14 protein-coding genes are annotated in these 17,738 nt (G+C 74.1%); 9 read left to right on the forward strand and 5 right to left on the reverse strand.

Going from position 1 to position 17,738, the window contains the following annotated elements; genetic code table 11:
* Positions 1-53: 53 nt before the first annotated feature.
* Positions 54-1,556 (reverse strand): amylo-alpha-1,6-glucosidase, encoded by a 1,503-nt coding sequence (locus FRCN3DRAFT_RS0240695; protein WP_007506917.1) that lies wholly within the window; start codon positions 1,554-1,556, stop codon positions 54-56.
* Positions 1,557-1,856: 300 nt separating this feature from the next.
* Here FRCN3DRAFT_RS0240695 and FRCN3DRAFT_RS0240700 point away from each other — a divergent pair, with 300 nt between their 5' ends.
* From FRCN3DRAFT_RS0240700 to FRCN3DRAFT_RS50420, 3 genes are read left to right on the forward strand one after another with little or no spacing between them, the layout of a single operon-like run.
* Positions 1,857-2,309, forward strand: a complete 453-nt coding sequence (locus tag FRCN3DRAFT_RS0240700; RefSeq protein ID WP_007506918.1) for an ATP-binding protein — start codon at positions 1,857-1,859, stop codon at positions 2,307-2,309.
* Positions 2,310-2,368: 59 nt separating this feature from the next.
* Positions 2,369-5,575: a DEAD/DEAH box helicase gene (locus tag FRCN3DRAFT_RS0240705; RefSeq protein WP_007506920.1), complete on the forward strand. Its 3,207-nt coding sequence runs from the start codon at positions 2,369-2,371 to the stop codon at positions 5,573-5,575.
* On the forward strand, positions 5,572-6,561 hold the full coding sequence (locus tag FRCN3DRAFT_RS50420; RefSeq protein ID WP_007506921.1) for an SWIM zinc finger family protein: 990 nt from the start codon (positions 5,572-5,574) through the stop codon (positions 6,559-6,561). Before FRCN3DRAFT_RS0240705 ends, FRCN3DRAFT_RS50420 begins: the two co-directional genes overlap by 4 nt.
* A gap of 74 nt (positions 6,562-6,635) precedes the next feature.
* Here FRCN3DRAFT_RS50420 and FRCN3DRAFT_RS0240715 read toward each other — a convergent pair whose 3' ends face one another.
* The gene (locus FRCN3DRAFT_RS0240715) at positions 6,636-8,819 is read right to left on the reverse strand and encodes an acyl-CoA dehydrogenase family protein (RefSeq protein ID WP_007506922.1); all 2,184 of its coding nucleotides are present in this window, start codon (positions 8,817-8,819) and stop codon (positions 6,636-6,638) included.
* A gap of 177 nt (positions 8,820-8,996) precedes the next feature.
* Here FRCN3DRAFT_RS0240715 and FRCN3DRAFT_RS0240720 point away from each other — a divergent pair, with 177 nt between their 5' ends.
* Positions 8,997-9,560, forward strand: a complete 564-nt coding sequence (locus FRCN3DRAFT_RS0240720) for a nuclear transport factor 2 family protein (protein WP_007506923.1) — start codon at positions 8,997-8,999, stop codon at positions 9,558-9,560.
* Positions 9,557-10,339: an SDR family NAD(P)-dependent oxidoreductase gene (locus FRCN3DRAFT_RS0240725; protein ID WP_007506925.1), complete on the forward strand. Its 783-nt coding sequence runs from the start codon at positions 9,557-9,559 to the stop codon at positions 10,337-10,339. Before FRCN3DRAFT_RS0240720 ends, FRCN3DRAFT_RS0240725 begins: the two co-directional genes overlap by 4 nt.
* Before the next feature lie 16 nt (positions 10,340-10,355).
* Here FRCN3DRAFT_RS0240725 and FRCN3DRAFT_RS0240730 read toward each other — a convergent pair whose 3' ends face one another.
* Positions 10,356-10,679 carry a hypothetical protein gene (locus tag FRCN3DRAFT_RS0240730; protein WP_007506928.1) on the reverse strand — a complete coding sequence of 108 codons (324 nt, stop codon included), beginning with the start codon at positions 10,677-10,679 and terminating at the stop codon, positions 10,356-10,358.
* A gap of 169 nt (positions 10,680-10,848) precedes the next feature.
* Here FRCN3DRAFT_RS0240730 and FRCN3DRAFT_RS0240735 point away from each other — a divergent pair, with 169 nt between their 5' ends.
* A complete protein-coding gene (locus FRCN3DRAFT_RS0240735; protein WP_007506930.1) occupies positions 10,849-11,685 on the forward strand; it encodes an SDR family NAD(P)-dependent oxidoreductase in 837 nt (278 codons plus the stop codon).
* 104 nt (positions 11,686-11,789) lie between these two features.
* On the opposite strand, the gene FRCN3DRAFT_RS0240740 is transcribed toward FRCN3DRAFT_RS0240735, so the two are convergent.
* Positions 11,790-12,692, reverse strand: a complete 903-nt coding sequence (locus tag FRCN3DRAFT_RS0240740) for a LysR family transcriptional regulator (RefSeq protein ID WP_027141385.1) — start codon at positions 12,690-12,692, stop codon at positions 11,790-11,792.
* Between the two features lie 122 nt (positions 12,693-12,814).
* Here FRCN3DRAFT_RS0240740 and FRCN3DRAFT_RS0240745 point away from each other — a divergent pair, with 122 nt between their 5' ends.
* Together FRCN3DRAFT_RS0240745 and FRCN3DRAFT_RS0240750 are read left to right on the forward strand one after the other, a co-directional pair.
* Positions 12,815-13,651: an oxidoreductase gene (locus tag FRCN3DRAFT_RS0240745; protein ID WP_007506932.1), complete on the forward strand. Its 837-nt coding sequence runs from the start codon at positions 12,815-12,817 to the stop codon at positions 13,649-13,651.
* A 67-nt stretch (positions 13,652-13,718) separates the two neighbouring features.
* Positions 13,719-14,759, forward strand: coding sequence for an alpha/beta hydrolase family protein (locus tag FRCN3DRAFT_RS0240750; RefSeq protein WP_106410615.1), 1,041 nt, complete (start codon positions 13,719-13,721; stop codon positions 14,757-14,759).
* Positions 14,760-14,808: 49 nt separating this feature from the next.
* Here FRCN3DRAFT_RS0240750 and FRCN3DRAFT_RS50425 read toward each other — a convergent pair whose 3' ends face one another.
* A complete protein-coding gene (locus tag FRCN3DRAFT_RS50425; RefSeq protein WP_007506935.1) occupies positions 14,809-15,591 on the reverse strand; it encodes a TetR/AcrR family transcriptional regulator in 783 nt (260 codons plus the stop codon).
* Positions 15,592-16,243: 652 nt separating this feature from the next.
* On the opposite strand from FRCN3DRAFT_RS50425, the gene FRCN3DRAFT_RS48780 reads away from it, so the two are divergent.
* Positions 16,244-17,689 (forward strand): MFS transporter, encoded by a 1,446-nt coding sequence (locus FRCN3DRAFT_RS48780; protein ID WP_051467511.1) that lies wholly within the window; start codon positions 16,244-16,246, stop codon positions 17,687-17,689.
* The last annotated feature ends 49 nt before the right edge of the window (positions 17,690-17,738 follow it).

Raw genomic sequence — 17,738 nt, forward strand, 5'->3', positions numbered from 1 at the left:
ACGACGCTCCGCTCGAAGCGTCGGGGTGGACGTGTCATCCGGCGAAGGGCGTGTCATTCGGCGTGGATCATGTCGAGGAACACCGCGGCGGTGGGCGCGAAGTCGGGCGCGCCGTGGCCACCGCCGTCGACGGGCGAGTAGTACTCGTAGGGCTTTCCGGAGCGGGTGACCAGCTCGATGGTCTCCTCCCGCAGCCGCCGCGCCTCGGCGACCCGGCCCGCCCTGGTCAGCCCGTCGACGAGCAGCCAGTTCACCATGGGCCACACCGGTCCCCGCCAGTACCGGCCCGGGTCGAAGGCGGGAGCGTCGAAGGCCAGGCTGGCCGGGCCGTACCGCCCGGTCCAGCGGGGGCCGAAGAGCTGCCCGGCGAGGCGGGCGGCCTCCTCGGGCGGCAGCCCGCCGGCGTAAAGGGCGAGGAAACCCGCCACCGTGTCGTCCGGCAGCGACCGCCCGGTGCGGGCGTCCTGGTGCCGTGGGAACCCGTCGACCAGCATGTTCCTGAACGCGTCCCGGGTGGTGCGCATCGCCCGGCGAAGCGTCGGGGGAAGCTCCTGCCCGGTGTCGGCCGCGACCATCTCGAGCTGGCGGTTGGCCCGCACCAGCACCGCGTTGAACCCCACATCTCGGATCAGCGGCAGGCCAGCCGTCCGGAGCTCGTCGAACTGGTATCGCGCCGCCCGCAGCCGGCCGGTGAGCTCGTAGAGGGTGAACAGCTCGTCCGCCGCGATCCGTTCTCCGGCGGGTACCGCCTTGTTGTCGCGGCGAAGGCCGTCGAGCACGTCGGCCGCTCCCGCGTTCTTGGCGGCGCGCACCCTCGCGGGCATGAGGTGCCGGACGGCGTCCGACCACGGTGGTGTGTCATCCATGCCTGACTCCCACGGATGCACGACCGCGATCAGGCCGGTGTTCTCGGGGTCGCGTTCCCGGTAGAGCCACTCGTGATAGGCGATCAGACCAGGCAGCACCTGCCGGTAGAAGGCGAGCCGCGGCCGCGCCGGCATGGCCTCGCCGACGCGGGCGACCGCCTCCGCCACCAGCGGCGGCTGGGTGACCCCACTGGTCTCCGTCACCGGCGGCGCCTCGACCACGCTCCGCACCCGCCACAGCCCCGGGTCCGCGTGGTACGGCTCACCTCCGGCCGGGCAGAACCTGATGTGCGGCAACATCCCACTCGGCCACTGCCCGGCGAACAGCGACCTCACCTCGTCGGCGGCCCGGTCCACGTCCACATGGCGCAGGCCGATGGCGACAAAACAGCTGTCCCACAGCCACTGATGTGGATACAGCCGCCCCGACGGCCGAGTGAACTTCCCGCCGTCGTTGGAACGCAGCACCTCGAGGGCACAGGCTCGCGCGGCTTCGACACCGGCGCCCCCGGGCGTGTCCGTCCCGGCGAGACCGCTGGATGCGTCGGGCTCGGTGACCGGACCGGCCCGCCGAGGAGCAGGGGGTTTGACGCTGTTCGGCTCCGCGGGGCGCTCGGCCGGCACCGCGCTCGTCCTTCTCACCGGCAGCGGTCCGGTGCCCGGCGCGGACGCGTCCTCGAGTGTCGTCACGGTGCCGTTCCTTTCGCCGATTCGCCCCACCTAGGTGGTTCGTCCCCGAAAGGCCGCTACACACACCCCACACGGCCAGGACCGACTCACCGCGCCGCCTTTTCAGCCGCCGGGCCCTTCATTGCCATAAGCACCGACCAAAAGTCCGTGACGCCCAGCCATGGGTGCTCCCGGCGCGCGACCAGCCATGCACCCTGCTTTCAACCGGGTCGGGCATCCATACTTCGGACCTGGCTGGGCCGGGCCGGTCCGGCCGGCTCCGCTGGTTTGAAGCACACCGGCTCCGCGCATGCCACTTGCATGACCACGCCGCCGGAGACCTCGCAGGGTCGTCTGATAGGGCGCTTTACTCTGCCGGCGGCGACGCACTCCTCTCGGCAGGCCCGGCGGCGGCTCGCCCCGCTGCTGAACCACGTCGGCGTCGAAGGGGAACTCGTCGACGTCGCCCTCCTGCTGACGAGCGAACTCGTCACCAATGCCGTCCTGCACGGCCGAGGCCATCCGACCGTCGAGATCCGAGCCTCCGACCTTCAACTCTGGATCGGCGTCAAGGACCCCGACAGCCGTATTCCGCGCGCACAGCAGGCGGACAGCGGCGCGCTCGGCGGCCGAGGCCTCCACCTGGTCGACGCGCTCGCGCAGGACTGGGGCGCGGCGCCGCTGGCCGGCGACGGTAAGACCGTCTGGTTCACCCTGCCGCGGCAGCCGTCCCGCTCCGACCACGAGGAAGCCGGCGAGTTGCTGCCTACGTAAGCTGGCGGGCGAGTCCTGTGGCGATGCCCGAGCCCGGGTAACGGCCCCTGGGAGGGTCGATGCTGGTCGTGCACGGCGCCTGCGCGACCGTAGGCGGGATCTGGCTGTGGGCCGAGGACACGCGACGGTGGGGTCAGGCGCCGCGAGAAACCGACGGCTCCCCGGCGCTCCATCCCTTCGCGGCCCTGCCTTCGGAGCTGGCCCCGCTCGCCACCGGCGGACCAGCCGCGGCGGGGCAGCTCACCATGCTGCTGCCGAGCACGGCCACGGGACCGCTGGCGTCGCCGGACCTCGCCGCCGGGGCGGCCACGGTGGCCGGGGCGACCCGCGCGGCCGACGCCGGTCCCGCGCCTGACGGGGCCGGGGCGGCCGACCACGGGCCAGCGCTTCGGCCATGGCTGGTCTACACGGTCCGCCCGGATGCTCCGCTGGCGTTCGGCGCGGCGCGGGGGCCGGGCGAGGCGCTCCAGCTCGGGGCCTCCGCCCAGTTCCTGCTGGCGGTCGACGCGTTCGCGGCGGACCTGGTCGACCGTGGCCGGGTCCTTCCCGCGGTCGGGTGGGACGGCGCCGGGCCACTGGCGCGCTGGCGGCCGGTCCTCACCGGGCCGGACGCCGGACGGTTCGACGAGCTGGCCGCCGCCATGCCCCCGGCGTTCCGGGCCGTCGGCGCCGGCGCCACCGCCGGGAACGACCCGACCGCGACCCTCGACGCCGCGCTCGACGATCTGGTGGACGCCCACGCCCGCGGCCGGCTGCGCCAGGCCCGTCATACGCCGAAGGCCCCGGGACCACGGCGGTCGCCTCTCGGCGCCGCGACGGCCGGCTGGTTGCGCGCCCTCGGCGGCGACCCGCGCCTCACCCCCGGCGGCGGCGCGGCCAACGGCGCCACCGGTGCTGGTACCAGTGCCGGTGCCGCGGTCGACGCCGCGGTCGGTGAGCTCGCCGAGAAGGTCGGGACGTGGAGCTCGGGCGGGACGCGGGCGTGGCCGGCACGGGTGTGCTTCCGGCTGGGCGAGCCGGGCGCCCTGTCGAGGACGGCTCCGGGCGACGACGACGCCTGGCGGGTCGACTTCCTGCTCCAGGCCGTCGACGACCCCGGTGTCCAGGTGCCCGCCGGACAGGTCTGGGGCCGCCGGCCCGCCGGGCCCGCGGCGTGGACCACCGACGCCGAGGAGTCGCTGCTCGCCGGGCTCGGGCGGGCCGTCGCCGTGTGGCCGGAGCTGGGCCGGGCCCTGCGCGAGGCCCGACCGACCGGACTCGACCTGTCCCTCGACCATGCCCGGGAGTTCCTCGGCCTCGCCGGCGACCTGGAGCAGGAGGGCTTCGGGGTGCTCGTGCCGTCCTGGTGGACGCGGCCGGTCCGCCCCACCCCCCGGCTCGCCGTGCGCGCGGTGAACCCGGTGACGCCGATCCTTCGTGACCTCACGACGGACCTCGGCCAGATCGTCGACTTCCGGTGGTCCGTCAGCCTGGGCGACGTCGAGCTCAGCCGCGCCGAGCTGGAGAGCCTCGCGGCGGCCAAGGCCGAGCTCGTCAAGGTCCGGGGCCGCTGGACCCGGGTGGACCCGGGCGCGCTGGCCGGACTCGACCTCGCCCGGCAGTCCGCCGGCGGCCAGATGACCGTCCGAGACGTCCTCGCCTACACCGGCCTGCACCCCCACGAAGGCGGAGGCGACGTCTCCGGCGCGGAGGTGGAGGTGGCGGCGGACGGCTGGCTGGGCGCGCTGCTCGCCGGCACCGGCCGCCAGCCTGGTGGAGCGTCGCCGGGTGACAGGTCGCCGGATGACAGGCCGCCGCTGGTAGAGCCGCCCGCCGGCCTCGGCGTGCGGCTGCGTCCCTACCAGGCGCACGGGCTCGCCTGGCTCGCTCTGCTCGACCGGCTCGGCGTCGGCGCGGTCCTCGCCGACGACATGGGCCTGGGCAAGACCATCCAGGTCCTGGCGCTGGAGCTGCTCACCCGAGGCGCGACCCGAGGCGCCGCCAGCCGCGGACCAACCCTCGTCGTCTGCCCGGTCTCGGTGCTCGGGAACTGGCTGCGCGAGGCGGAGCAGGTCACGCCCGGCCTGCGGGTGCACGTCCACCACGCGGCCAGCCAGCAGCGGACCGTGGCGGTGGCCGAGGCCGCCGCCGGGCACGACCTGGTCCTCACGACCTACACGCAGCTCGCCCGCGACGTCGACGAGTTCCGCCCGGTCACCTGGGACCGGCTCGTCCTCGACGAGGCGCAGCAGATCAAGAACGCCGCGACCGCCCAGGCCCGCGCCGTGCGCCGGCTGACCGCCCGCCACCGGGTCGCGCTGACCGGCACCCCGGTGGAGAACCGGCTCGGCGACCTCTGGTCGATCATGCACGCGGTCAACCCGGGCCTGCTCGGCTCGGCCAGCTCGTTCCGCGCCCGCTACGCGGTGCCGATCGAGCGCTACGGCGACGCCGACGCGACCGCCCGGCTGCGCCGGCGGATCCGCCCGGTCGTGCTGCGCCGGGTCAAGACCGACCCGTCGGTGCTGCGTGACCTGCCGGCGAAGGTGGAGTTGCGCCAGCTGTGCACGCTGACGGCGGAGCAGGCGTCGCTGTACCGGGCGGTCGTCGACGACATGATGGCGCGGCTGCGGGACGCCTCGTCACCGGTACGACGCAACGGCGTCGTGCTCGCGGCGATGACGAGGCTCAAGCAGGTCTGCAACCACCCGGCCCACCTGCTCGGGGACTCCTCGGCGCTGGCGGGACGGTCCGGCAAGCTCGCCCGGTTGGAGGAGCTGCTCGCCCAGGTCGTCGCGGGCGGCGAGCGCGCTCTCTGCTTCACCCAGTTCGCCCGCTTCGGCGCCATGCTCGCGCCGTACCTGGCCACCCGGCTCGGTGTCGAGGTGCCGTTCCTGCACGGCGGCCTGCGGGCGGCCGAGCGGGACGCGCTCATCGAGCGCTTCCAGACCCGGCGGGAACCGGGCGTGTTCCTGCTCTCCCTCAAGGCCGGCGGCACCGGCGTGAACCTGACCGCGGCGAACCACGTCATCCACATCGACCGCTGGTGGAACCCGGCGGTGGAGACGCAGGCGACGGACCGCGCCTACCGCATCGGGCAGCGGCGCGACGTGTGGGTCCAGACACTGCTGTGCATGGGCACGCTCGAGGAGCGCATCGACCGGATCCTCGCGGACAAGGCGGCGCTGGCCCGGACCATCGTCGGCGGCGGCGAGAGCTGGCTCGCCTCGCTGTCCACCGACGAGCTGCTGGACCTCGTCGCGCTCGCTCCCGAGGCCGTCCAATGACCGACCCGGACGGCGGCGGAGGCACCCCTGACCGCGGCGGCGACCGGAGCCGCGGCGAAGACGGGGGACGCGGCCAGCGGCGCGGGCGGGCGTGGTGGTCGTCCCAGTTCCTCGCGCTGGTCGAGGGCATGACGCTGCCGGAGCCGCTGCGGGCCGGCCGCGCCCTGGTGCGCACCGAGGCCGTGCTGCACGTGCGGCGATCCGGCAACCTCGTCGTCGCGATGGTCCGCGACCCGGGAGAGGACCTGCACAAGGCCCGGCTCGCCGTCCGGACGTTCGGCGACGCCGACTGGGGCCGCATCGAGGACGCGCTCGCGGCCGAGGCCCGGTACGCCGCCACGCTGCTGGCCGGCTCGATGCCCACGGACCTCACGGAGACGTTCGCGGGGCTCGGGCTCTCGCTCTTCCCCACCCGTGCCGACGACCTGGCGATGGACTGCACGTGCGCCGACTGGCACCGGCCGTGCGCGCACCTCGTGGCGGCCTGCCACCAGCTCGCCGACACGATCGACCTCGACCCGTTCGCGCTCCTCGCGCTGCGCGGCCGGGAGCGCGACGCCCTTCTCGGCGAGATCCGCCGCCTGCGCCCACGCGTCGCCTCCCCCTCGGGAAGCGGCACACCCTCAGGAAGTGGCCCGCGCGCCTACTCCTGGCCGGCGGGACCGGGCTGGTCCCAGGCGGCACCCGGCCCGCCGCGCGTCCCGACGACGGCGGCCCAGGCAGACGGGGGCGGGGGCGGGGGCGGGGAGCCGCTGCCCAGCTCCCTCTCCCCGTTCTGGTCGTCGCCGTCCCCCGCGGGCCGCCAGGGCGCCCCGCCTGATCAGCGCGTGCCGGCCGCGCGCCCCGACATCCTGCTGGAACTGTGCGGTCCGCTGGTGGTGGAACCGTTCGGTGACCTGCGCGAGGCGCTGCGCCCCGCGTACGAACTCTTGACGACCCGGCGGCGGATGCCCGGCGCGCGCGACGCGCCGGGCGATCCGGGCTGACCTCTCAGGCCGACCCGTCACGCCGACCCGCCATGCTGACCCGGCGCCGAGCCGCGGGGGCGGGCCCCGACGACTCAGCCGCGGGGCAGGCCGAGGATGCGCTCAGCGATGACGTTGAGCTGGATCTCGACGGTGCCGCCGCCGATCAGTTGCGGCGGGACGGTCAGGTAACGCTGGGTGCGCTGGCCGCCGGGACCGTCGGCGGCCGCGGCGGCGGGGCCGAGCCAGCGCATCGCCCGTTCGGCGATCCGGGTCACGAGGACGCCGGAGGCGACCTTGGACACGCTCGCCTGGGCGCCGGGCCGCAGGCCGGACAGGCTGCGCAGGGTGGTGCGCAGGGCGAGCGCGGCCAGCGTGTGCGCGGCGGCGAACGTCAGGCCGACCTCGCGCGTGACGTCGCGCGGCGCGGCGGCGAGCGTGCCGGAGGCGGCCAGGTCGAGCAGGTCGGTCGGGATGTGCTGCATGCCGCTGATGCTGACCCGCTCGTTGCCCAGCGTCGTGCGGGCCAGTCCCCAGCCCTGGTTGACCTCGCCGACGAGCCGGTCGTCGGGGACGAACACGTCGTTGAAGAAGACCTCGTTGAACAGGTAGCCGCCGTTCGCCTCCCGCAGCGGGCGGACCTCCAGGCCCGGCGAGGTCATGTCGACGAGGAAGTAGGAGATGCCCTTGTGCTTCGGTGCCGCCGGGTCGGTCCGGGCCAGGCAGATACCGAAGTGCGCCTCGTGGGCGTTGGACGTCCACACCTTCTGCCCGTTCAGCCGCCAGCCGCCGTCGACCTTCTGCGCCCGGGTGGACAGCGAGGCGAGGTCGGAGCCGGCGCCTGGCTCGCTGAACAGCTGGCACCAGACGAGCTCGCCGCGCAGGGTCGGCGGCACGAACGCCTCCTTCTGCTCGTCGGTGCCGTGCGCGAGGATGGTCGGCAGCGCCCAGTCACCGATGATCAGCCTCGGCTGCGCCACTCCGGACCGCTCGTACTCCCGCTGGATCACCAGCTGCTCGATCGGGCTCGCCGCGATGCCGTAGGGCCTCGGGTAGTGCGGCACCACCAGGCCCTCGGCGACGAGCCGCTCGCGCCGCGCCGGCCCGTCCGCCGGCAGTGCGGCCACCTCGGCGAGCACGCCGGCGACGCGCTCCCCGAAGGCGGGGTCGGCGCCGGAGAGGTCGATGTCGAAGTCGCGGCTCGTGCCCGCGACCAGCTCGCCGAGCCGGTGCTCCCAGTCGGCGGCCGGGCCCAGCAGACTCTCCAGCGTCATCGCCCGGCGCCAGTAGAGGTGCGCGTCGTGCTCCCACGTGTAGCCGATCCCGCCGAGCAGCGTGATCGTCTCCAGCCCGATCTCCGTCGCCCGGGGCAGGCAGGCCACGGCCGCGCCCGCGGCGGCCACCGCCAGCTGTTCGTCGTTCTCGTCCAGCGCCCGCGCGGCGTCCCACGCCGCCGCCGACATCGTCTCGACGTCGACGAACAGCCGGGCGCACTTGTGCTTGATGGCCTGGAACGATCCCACCGGCCGGCCGAACTGCTCGCGGACCTTCACGTAGTCCACGCCGGTCGACACGCACCACCGCGCCAGCCCGACCGCCTCGGCCGCGAACAGCACCGCGGCCACCGCGCGGACCTGGCCGGCGCCGGCCGCGACCACGCTCTCCTGGCCGACGGCGAGATCGGTCAGGGTGACCGTCCCGACGGCGCGCGTGTGGTCGACCGGCGCGCCCGCGACCACCTCGACCCCGGGACCTGGCTCGGCGGTGAACCACAGCTCGCCGCCGTCGGGGGTGGCGGCGCCGAGGAGCAGCAGCGTCGCGCGGGGGGCGCCGAGCACCGGCACCGTGGACCCGCTGACCCGGTAGCCGCCATCGGCGTCGACCGAGGCCGTCAGGCCGTGGGTGGACAGCGCGGTGGCCGCCGTGGCGCCGGCCGCCAGGGCTGGCAGTACGCGCTTGCGCAGCTCGTCGCCGCCGTACCGCGCGAGCACCGAGCTGGTCAGCAGGCTGGGCAGCAGCGGCCCTGGGAGCAGGCCGCGGGCGGTCTCCTCGACGACGACCGCGAGCGCGACGGCCCCCGCGCCGGCGCCGTCCAGCTCCTCCGGCAGGTGCAGCGAGGTCAGCCCCTGCTCGGTGACGTCGCGCCAGTAGTCCGGCGCCGCACCGCCCGGCCAGTCCGCCAGACCGGCCCGCACCCGCTCGGACGGTGCGTGCCGGGCGACGAAGCCCCGGACGGAGTCGGCAAGCGCCGCGTGGTCGTCGTCGAGACCAATGGACACGTCTGTCTGCTCCTCACGGCGGGCGGGAACTGGCGGCCGGCGCTCACTCAGGATCGGATCCGCGCCAACGAGCAAGCATAGTGTATATATTATCTATAGATCTTCGATCTGGCGCCGACGTCGCGCGCCAGGGAAGCCGCGGTCGGGGCGCCGGGGCCAGGAGGCCGAGGGAGCCGGATGCCGCTCACAGAGCTCACGGAGAAGGAACTCGGCCGCCTGCGGCGGGCCGCCGACCGCGACGAGATCCGCCAACTCGCCTACCGCTACGCCTGGGGCCTCGACAGCCGTGACCTGGACGCGGCCGCCGAGCTGTTCGCCCCCGAGGCCAACACCGGCGACGGACGCGGTCCGGCGGCGTGGCGGTCGCGATTCCAGCAGAGCATGGGCGCGGTGGGGGTGACGATCCTCCTCGTCGGGAACCACCTGATCGACTTCGACGACGACGACAGGGCGCACGGGCTGGTCTACTGCCGCGGGTACATCGAGCCCCGCGATGGCGCCCAGCCGGGGCGGTTCGTCGAGCAGGCGATCCTGTACCGCGACCGCTACCGGCGGGTCGACGGGGAGTGGAAGTTCGCCTCCCGCCGCCACGAGCTGTGGTTCGGCATCGAGACCGCCGAACGGCCACTGCACCAGCGGGCCGCCGAATGGCCGAAGCACCACGACGGCGTCGGCACCGTGCCCTACGCGGAGAACAGCTGGCAGGCATTCTGGGCCGAGCACGGCGGCTACCGCGCATGACCCTCAACGGCAAGGTCGCTGTCATCACCGGCGGCGGCCGGGGCATCGGCCAGGCCATCGCGGTCCGTTACGCGGCCGAGGGGGCGACGATCGTGGTCTCCTCCCGGACCCGCGCCGACCTCGACGCCACGCTCGCGCGGGCCGGGGTCGGACCCGGAGCCGGAGCCGACCGGGGGCTGGCCGTCGTCGCCGACGCGTCGGACCGCGACGACGCCCGGCGGCCCGTCCGTGAAGCACTCGACCGGTTCGGCCGGGTCGACATCCTCGTCAACAACGTCGGAGGCCGCGTCGCCGGCAACCTCGACCCGTTCGCCGGCGACGACGACGCCTTCGAGGGAACCCTGGTCCTCAACCTGACGTCGGCCTGGTGGGCGACCAGCGCCGCCCTCCCGTCGATGCGCGACCGCGGCTTCGGGCGCATCATCAACATCGGCTCGGGCGCGGCGAAGAACACCGGCGGCTCGGTGCCTTACACCGCGGCGAAGCACGGTCTCGTCGGATTCACCAAGGAGCTCGCGAAGGCGGGCGCCCGGTTCGGCATCAACGCCAACGTGCTCTGCCCCGGCTGGACGAACACGTCGATGCTCGACTTCGAGCGCATCGCCAGGGCCCGGAGGACCTCCGTCGAGGCGGAGGAGGAGCGAGCCAGGTCCGAGAGCCTCCAGCACCGGGTCCTAGAGGCGGACGAGCTGGCCGGAATGGCCGTGCTGCTCGCCGGCCACGACGGGCGCGGCATCACGGGCCAGGTCATCAGCGTCGACGGCGGCTACAAGGTCTGACGTCGCGGGGACCAGGTCAGGTGAACCGGTCGGCGAGCGCGCGCAGCCTGCGCGCGGCGGCGAGGGCGGCCTGGACCTGGTCGGCGCCGAGCAGCGGCGCCGACTGCTCGATCGTGGCGGCGTAGCGAAGATGCCGGTCGCGGGCGTGATCTCGGCACGGCAGGCAGGTGACGCGTTCGGGGTGCGGCGACGTCGCGGCGTATGGCACCTCGGCGCCACATCCCGCGCGCACCGTGCGGGGCGCGTCGCCGACCAGCCCGAACACCGACGCCGTCACCGCCCGCACCTCGGCGCTGGTGTTCGGCACGGTCCACTCGACATGCACATGCGGGTCGTCCACGGTCCTCCTTCGGCCCCGTCGTCGCTCCCCAAGGTTGGTGACGCCCGCGACGGCGGAGTATGGGTCCTGACCGTCGACTCACCGCCGGCACCGACGCCACCGCCGGCCGCACGATCTCTCCTATCCGCGTCCCGATCGGCAGGTTCACCCCCGCAGCCAGGAGGAGTACATGACCGACCCGCGAACCGTCCTGATCACCGGCGCGACCGACGGTCTCGGCCGCGCGCTCGCGCACCGGCTCGCCGCCGAGGGCGCCACCCTGATCCTGCACGGCCGCGACCCCGACAAGCTTGCGCACACCGCCGACGACATCCACGCCACCCACCACGGCCCGCGACCCGCGACCGTCCAGGCCGATCTCGCCGAGCTGGCCCAGGTGCGCCGGCTCGCCACCGACGTGCGGGCGGCGACCGACCGGCTCGACGTCCTCGTCAGCAACGCGGGCATCGGCTCCGGCGAGCCCGACGGACGCACCCGCCGGACCAGCGTCGACGGCTACGAGCTGCGTTTCGCCGTCAACTACCTGGCCGGGTTCCTGCTCACCCTCGACCTGCTTGCGCTGCTGCGCCGGTCCGCCCCCGCCCGCATCGTCAACGTCGCCTCCATCGGCCAGCATCCGCTGGACCTGGACGACCTGATGATCGAGCACGGCTACAGCGGCACGCGCGCCTACGGCCAGAGCAAGCTCGCCCAGATCATGTCCGGCTTCGAGCTGGCCGACCGGCTGCCCGCCGCCGAGGTGACCGTCAACAGCCTGCACCCCGCGACCTACATGCCCACCAAGATCGTGCTGGCGGAGATCGGCCACCACATCGACAGCATCGACGAGGGCGTCGCCGCCACGCACCGGCTCGTCGCGAGCACCGAGGTCGCCGGCGTCACCGGCCGCTTCTTCGACCGGACTCGCGACACGGCACCCAACCGCCAGGCGTACGACAAGCAGGCCCGGGCCGACCTGTGGACGCGAAGCCTCGAACTCGTCGACCGGACCGGCGTTTCGGTCTGACCGGCCGACCGGCTGACCGAACCCACCGACCTGCGCGCCACGCCGCGCCGCGCCCGCATCGCGTTTCTCGACCGCATTACGTATTCCGGGCTGGCATTCACGGCTCAGCCCCAGCGCGTGAGGTCGGACGTCGCCGCGAGGTCGGCGGCGACGTCCAGGAGGTTTCGCCGCACGGGCCGGTCGTGGGCGGGCAGCCAGGCGATTACGGTCTCGGCGCGGTCCCCGGCGAGCGGTACGAACACCACCCCGGTGCGCCGGATGCTGCGCGCCGAGCGGGCAAGCCGGGTCACGCCGACGCCGGCCGCGACGAGCCCGAGCAGGTTCGACACGCCGCTGGCTCGCTGGACGACCCTCGGCGTGATGCCGGCGGCGGCGAAGTCCCGGTCGTATTTCTCGTGCCAGGGCGGCCACGACTCCCGCGGTGTCAGCACCCAGTTCTCGTCGGCCAGGTCCGCGAGGTGGAGCTCGGCCCGGTCGGCGAGTGGGTGGCCGACGGGCAGGACCGCGCAGACCGGTTCCGTGGCGAGCGTACGGATGGCCAGGTCGGCGACGAGGGGCGGACGGGTGAACGCCGCGTCGAACCGGCCGTCGCGCAGCCCGGCGACGAGCTCGTCGATCTGCCCGTTGTGGGTGGTGAGCTCGATGCCGGGAAAACGCTCCCGCAGGGCCCGCACCACCGGCGGCATCATGTAGTTGGCGGTGGAGGCGAGGAACGCCAGGTCGAGGTGGCCGATCTCGCCGCGGCCGGCGCGCCGCACGACGGTGACGGCGGCCTCGGCCCTGGCGAGCACGGCGCGGGCCTCCGGCAGGAATGCCTCCCCCGCGTCGGTGAGCCGCGTTCCACGGGTGTCGCGGTCGAACAGACGCACCCCGAGACCGCCTTCGAGCGCGCCGATCTGCTGCGACAACGACTGCTGGGCGACGTGCAGCTGCCGCGCGGCGCGGGTAAAACTGAGGTGCTCGGCGACCGCGACGAAATATCGCAGATGGCGCAGCTCCACGGTCACAGAATCAGACTGTAACCGCAGAAGGAAACGCGTGTTGGCCCGGTTCCGCCATTCCGAGGCAGGGTAGACGCGACAGTGCGCGACGAGGCGCGCGGACGACCTGAACACGAATGCGAGCGACGATGACGAAGACCGGCCGGGTTTGGCTGATCACCGGATGTTCCGCGGGATTCGGCCGAGAGCTGGCATTGGCGGCCTTGGAAGCCGGCGACCGGGTGATGGCAACCGCGCGACAGCCGGACCAGCTCGCCGATCTCGTCGCCGCCGGTGCGGAGCGGGTGCGGACCACGCCGTTGGACGTCACCGACGAGGAGCAGGTGACCGCCGCGGTCGCGCGCACGGTGGCCGAGTTCGGCCGCGTGGACGTGGTCGTCAACAACGCCGGCCACGGCAGTGTCGGTGCCGTCGAGGAGCTCGACCTCACGGACCTGCGGGCCTTGATGGACGTCATGTTCTTCGGTGCCGTCGCGGTGACCAAGGCCGTCCTGCCGCAGCTGCGGGCGCAGCGCGGTGGGACGATCGTTCAGGTCAGCTCGATGGGCGGCCAGGTGACCATGCCGGGTTTCGGGGCGTACTGTGCGGCGAAGTTCGCGCTCGAGGGCATCTCCGAGGCGCTGGCCGCGGAGGTCGCGCCGTTCGGCATCCGGGTGCTGATCGTGGAGCCCGGGGCGTTGCGCACCGAGTTCGGCGGGGCACGGATGCACCGGTCGCGGGTGATCGAGGCGTACGCGGCCTCGACCAGCCAGACCCGCGCGGCCGTCGAGGGCATGGACGGCACCCAGCCCGGCGACCCGCGCAGGGCCGCCCGCGCGATCCTGGAGGTGCTGGACAGCCCCGAGCCACCGCTACGGCTGGCGCTGGGCAACGATGCCGTCGACAGCATCGCCGCCCACCACGAACTGTTGCGCGCGGACCTGACGCGGTGGGAAAAGCTCAGCAGAACGACGGACCTGGAATGAGCCACAGAACGCGGTAGGGGGCATCGGCATGAACCGGTCACTCAGGTGGGTCTCACCGGGTCCCAGGGTGGCCGGGGCCGTCGCCCTCGGGCTGGGGCTTGGACTGGGCCTTGGGCTGCTCACCTCGTGTTCCGACAGCTCGTCGCCATCCGCCAGCTCGCCGCCATCGGCGCGGCCGGCGGCGACGGCGTCGGCCGCTCCCCACGGATGCCTGCCGGCGGATGACCCGGCCGCCGCTACCCAGCGCGGTTATGGCATCGGCCGGACCCAGGTCACGTTCGTCGACCACAGCCGGCCTACCGACGCGGCGCCCGACCGTGGCCTGGCCGGCAAGCCCGAGCGCACGATCCCGGTCGTCGTGAGCTACCCGATCGTCCCGGCTGCCGGCGCCGCCCCGGACGCCCCGGCCGTCCCGGGAGCGGGACCGGCGCCGGGCCGGTTCCCCCTGGTCGTGCTGTCCCACGGAGTGCTCGCGGACGGGACCGTCGCGGCGGACGTCATCGCGGCACCGCTCGTCCGTCAGGGCTACGTCGTGGCGACCCCGACCTTCCCGCTCTCCAGCGGTCCCGGCGCGACGATCCTGGACCTGCCGAACCAGCCGGCCGACGTCAGCTTCGTCATCACCTCGCTGGGCACGTGGAGCACCACCGCGGGCACGCCGCTGGCCGAACACCTCCAGGCGAGCTGCCTGGCGATCGCCGGCCACTCGCTCGGCGCCGCGACCACGCTCGCGGCGGCCTACCTGTCGTGCTGCCGGGACCCACGGGTCAGGGCCGTGGTGTCACTTGCCGGGACGCTCGCCCCCTTCAGGGGGACCTTCGCCGACAACCCGCCGATCCCGCTGCTGATCGTGCACGGCGACAAGGATGCGGTGGTGCCGCTGGCCAAGAGCGCCGAGATCTTCAACACCCTTCGCGGGCCGCGCTCCTTCGTCACCCTGCATGGCGCCGGGCATTCGACGATGTTCTACGACCGGGCCGGCCAGACGCTCGACCAGTCGGTGACCGCGTTCCTGGACGCCTACCTCAAGGGCGACTTCACCGCGCTGCGCGCACTGCCCGACGACGTCCGCCGCTCAGCGCTCGCGACCTACCAGGCGGCAGACTGAGGTCGCCCGGCCGGCGCCGGGTCGACGCGGGACGACGCGGGACGAGGTCTCAGGCCTTCGCGCCGGAGGCCGTGCCGTCCCGGTGCGAGCGGACCGCGGCCGACTCCCGGGCGAGCTCCCGGGTGTAGCCGGCGAGGACGGTGCGCACCTCGTCGAGGTGGCGGTCGAGCGCCGGCCCCGCGTTCACGGCGGCGAGGATGATCGCGGACGTGATCGTCTGGTACGTGTGGGCCGCGATGGTCCGGCGCTCGGGGGGCAGGTCGGGCGCGTGCCGGGCGATGTAGCGCTGCAGGTAGTCGGTCCACGCGTTGGTCTCGCCGAGTGGCTCGCGCATCTCCGTGGCGAGCAGCCCCCGGGCTCCCGGCATCTCGCCGAGGACCCGGCGAAGCGCGGTGATGAAGTGGTCGACCGAGACGTCGATGTCGGCCGTCGGGTCGGCATCGACGGGGTCCGGCTCGCGGCGGCCTGGGCGTGCCGGGCCTGGCTCGAGGCCCTCCCCCGTGGCGGTGCCCGCGGTGGCGTCCCCAGCGGTGCCGTCGGCGACGTCCTCGGCGGTGCCCACGGTGGCGTCGTCGGCGTGCTCGGGATCGAGGACCTCGCGAATCCGCGCGGTCCACCGGGCGGACAGGGTCGCCTTCAGCGCGTTCTTGTTCTCGAAGAACCGGTAGACCGAACCGATCGAGACGCCGGCCCGGTCGGCGATCGCCTCCATGGTCGTGGCGTCGACGCCCACCTCGTCGAACAGCGCCCCGGCGGCCTCGAGGATCCGTTCGAAGGTGGCGACGCTGCGCGCCTGCCGCGCCTGCAGACGCACCCCGACGTCACGCGGCATCTGAAGCCTCCCGATCACAAACCAGGTCTTGAAAACGAGGTCACCCTCATCTATGTTGCACGCCAGGCAGGCAGGTTCCGCCCAGCGGACAGTCGCGCCCGCCGACCATGCTGGCGCCACCCGAGCGGGCGGGGCCCTGGCGAGCAGGCCCGCGGCCACGCCTGGCGGACTTCTCGGCTCGCGCCGGTCCTGAGAACCGGCGGGCCGATATCAGTCTCCTCCGGCCATCGACGAGGTGCTCCGCACCTAGCCAGAGCGCTGTCGCGACGGCCACATCGGGCATCTCGCCCGTCGGGTGCTGTTAGGCTTCCAGTGGCCGCCCATTACGGCGGTGCCGCCAGCATGTTTCCGAACGGTTTCCGACCCGATCTGGCCATCAGCGCCGGGCGGGCCCGACGTTCGCGGGCGGCACACCGTGTGGCCATGACGACGCATCCGGGACTCGTCACCCCGCCGGCTGAGCGCCCGCCGCGCCTTGGCCGCGAGGTATGCCCTGATGAGCCCGTCGTCCGGTCCAAGCACGCTCGAAAACATTCACCCTCCCTCACTTTCCGTAACCGTCGCGGGCACCGCCCAGCCCACGGCGGTCCCGGACGGCGGCGATTTCGGCCCGCCGCCCACCCCGACACCTCCGCCGCCCGCGCCAACACCGATGCCACCCGGCGAGGCCGGGGCGCCCAGCCGGGCCGCGGACGCCGACGAGGCAGCGGACGCCGGCGGTACGTCGGCCTACCGCTGGCTACTCGGTCTGCCGGGCACCAAGTCGATGATGGCCGCGGGTCTGCTGGCCCGACTGCCCATCGCCATGATCGGCATCGGCGGCATGCTCCTGGTGGCCGCGACCACCGACTCCTACCGCCTCGCCGGCGCGACGACGGCCGCCATCGCCCTCGCCGGCGCTGCCGCCGGGCCGACGATCGGCCGCCGCATCGACGTTTCGGGGCCGCGCGCGGTGCTGCCGGTGCTCGCCGGCGTGCACGTCGCCGCCGGCATCGCATTCCTCGTCGCCGCGCTCGCCCACGCGCCCGCCTGGCTGTTGCTCACCACGGCGGTCGCCACCGGCGCGTCCCTCCCCCAGGTCGGCCCGGTGGCCCGGCAGCGCTGGGCGAACCGGCTCGGCGATGATCGTCGCCTCGACACCGCCTATGCGCTGGAGTCCGCGCTCGACGAGGTCTCCTTCGTCACCGGGCCGGCCGCGGCCGCCGCGCTCGCCGGCATCACCCCGTCCGCCGGCGTGGCCGCCGCGCTGCTGTTCGCCGCGGTCGGCACCGCCGCCTTCACCGCGTTGCCCGCCCCCGCGGCGACCCGGAAGCGCGTCGGCGCCGCTCCGTCTCACTCTGCCCTGCTCCCGGTCGCGCGGCCGGAACCCGCGTCCCGGCGGGAGGTCGGCCCGGGCCTCGGAGAAGCTTCATCGCGCCGAGCCGGGACACGCCGGCGTCCCCGGCGGGAGCGGTCGGTGCTGCGCGCCCGCGGCATGGTGCCCGTGCTGGCGGCGGCCGCGGCACTCGGGATGTTCTTCGGGACGATGGACATCGGTCTGGTCGCCTACGCGAGGGCGAACGGGTGGGGCGGCGCGGCCGGACTGCTGCCAAGCCTGCTGACGGCGGCCAGTCTCGGCGCCGGTGTCGCCTACGGCATGGTCCGGTGGCGGGTTGGCCTGGTGCGCCGGTACGCCGTCGCCGCCGGCCTGCTGGCGGCGAGCACCGCGCTGGTCCCGCTCGCGGGCTGGGCGGGCGGGATCGGCGTCGTCGCCGTAGCGGTCACCCTCGCCGGCCTGCCCCTCGCCCCGATGATCATCACCGGCACCGCGATCGTCGGCGAGCTGGTCCCCGCCCACCGGCGCACCGAGGGGTTCAGCTGGATCGTGATCGCCAACGGGCTCGGCGTGGCCGTCGGCGCCCCGCTGGCGGGCGCGGTCGTCGACCACTTCGGAGCCGCCGCCGCCCTCCCGGCGCTCGCGGCCTGTGGCTCCGCGACCGCGGCGGCCGCGCTGCTCGCGGCCCGCCGCCTACACGTCGGTCGTGTCCTGCTCGGCCCGGCGGACCAGGTCGGTGACCTGGGTGGCGAGCTCGGGCCACAGCTGACGGGGAGGCTGTGACCCGTTCCAGGGATGACCACGAGCCTCGCCCCCGGGATGGTGGCCGCCA

Source organism: Pseudofrankia saprophytica, from assembly GCF_000235425.2.
Lineage (GTDB): Bacteria > Actinomycetota > Actinomycetes > Frankiales > Frankiaceae > Pseudofrankia > Pseudofrankia saprophytica.

Excerpts from the sequence above, each read along its gene's own strand:
- FRCN3DRAFT_RS0240705 (WP_007506920.1), top strand. The coding sequence starts at position 2,369 with ATGCTGGTCGTGCACGGCGCCTGCGCGACCGTAGGCGGGATCTGGCTG.
- FRCN3DRAFT_RS0240745 (WP_007506932.1), top strand. The coding sequence starts at position 12,815 with ATGACGAAGACCGGCCGGGTTTGGCTGATCACCGGATGTTCCGCGGGA.
- FRCN3DRAFT_RS0240725 (WP_007506925.1), top strand. The coding sequence starts at position 9,557 with ATGACCCTCAACGGCAAGGTCGCTGTCATCACCGGCGGCGGCCGGGGC.
- FRCN3DRAFT_RS50420 (WP_007506921.1), top strand. The coding sequence starts at position 5,572 with ATGACCGACCCGGACGGCGGCGGAGGCACCCCTGACCGCGGCGGCGAC.
- FRCN3DRAFT_RS50425 (WP_007506935.1), bottom strand. The coding sequence starts at position 15,591 with ATGCCGCGTGACGTCGGGGTGCGTCTGCAGGCGCGGCAGGCGCGCAGC.
- FRCN3DRAFT_RS0240700 (WP_007506918.1), top strand. The coding sequence starts at position 1,857 with ATGACCACGCCGCCGGAGACCTCGCAGGGTCGTCTGATAGGGCGCTTT.
- FRCN3DRAFT_RS0240720 (WP_007506923.1), top strand. The coding sequence starts at position 8,997 with ATGCCGCTCACAGAGCTCACGGAGAAGGAACTCGGCCGCCTGCGGCGG.
- FRCN3DRAFT_RS48780 (WP_051467511.1), top strand. The coding sequence starts at position 16,244 with ATGCCACCCGGCGAGGCCGGGGCGCCCAGCCGGGCCGCGGACGCCGAC.
- FRCN3DRAFT_RS0240735 (WP_007506930.1), top strand. The coding sequence starts at position 10,849 with ATGACCGACCCGCGAACCGTCCTGATCACCGGCGCGACCGACGGTCTC.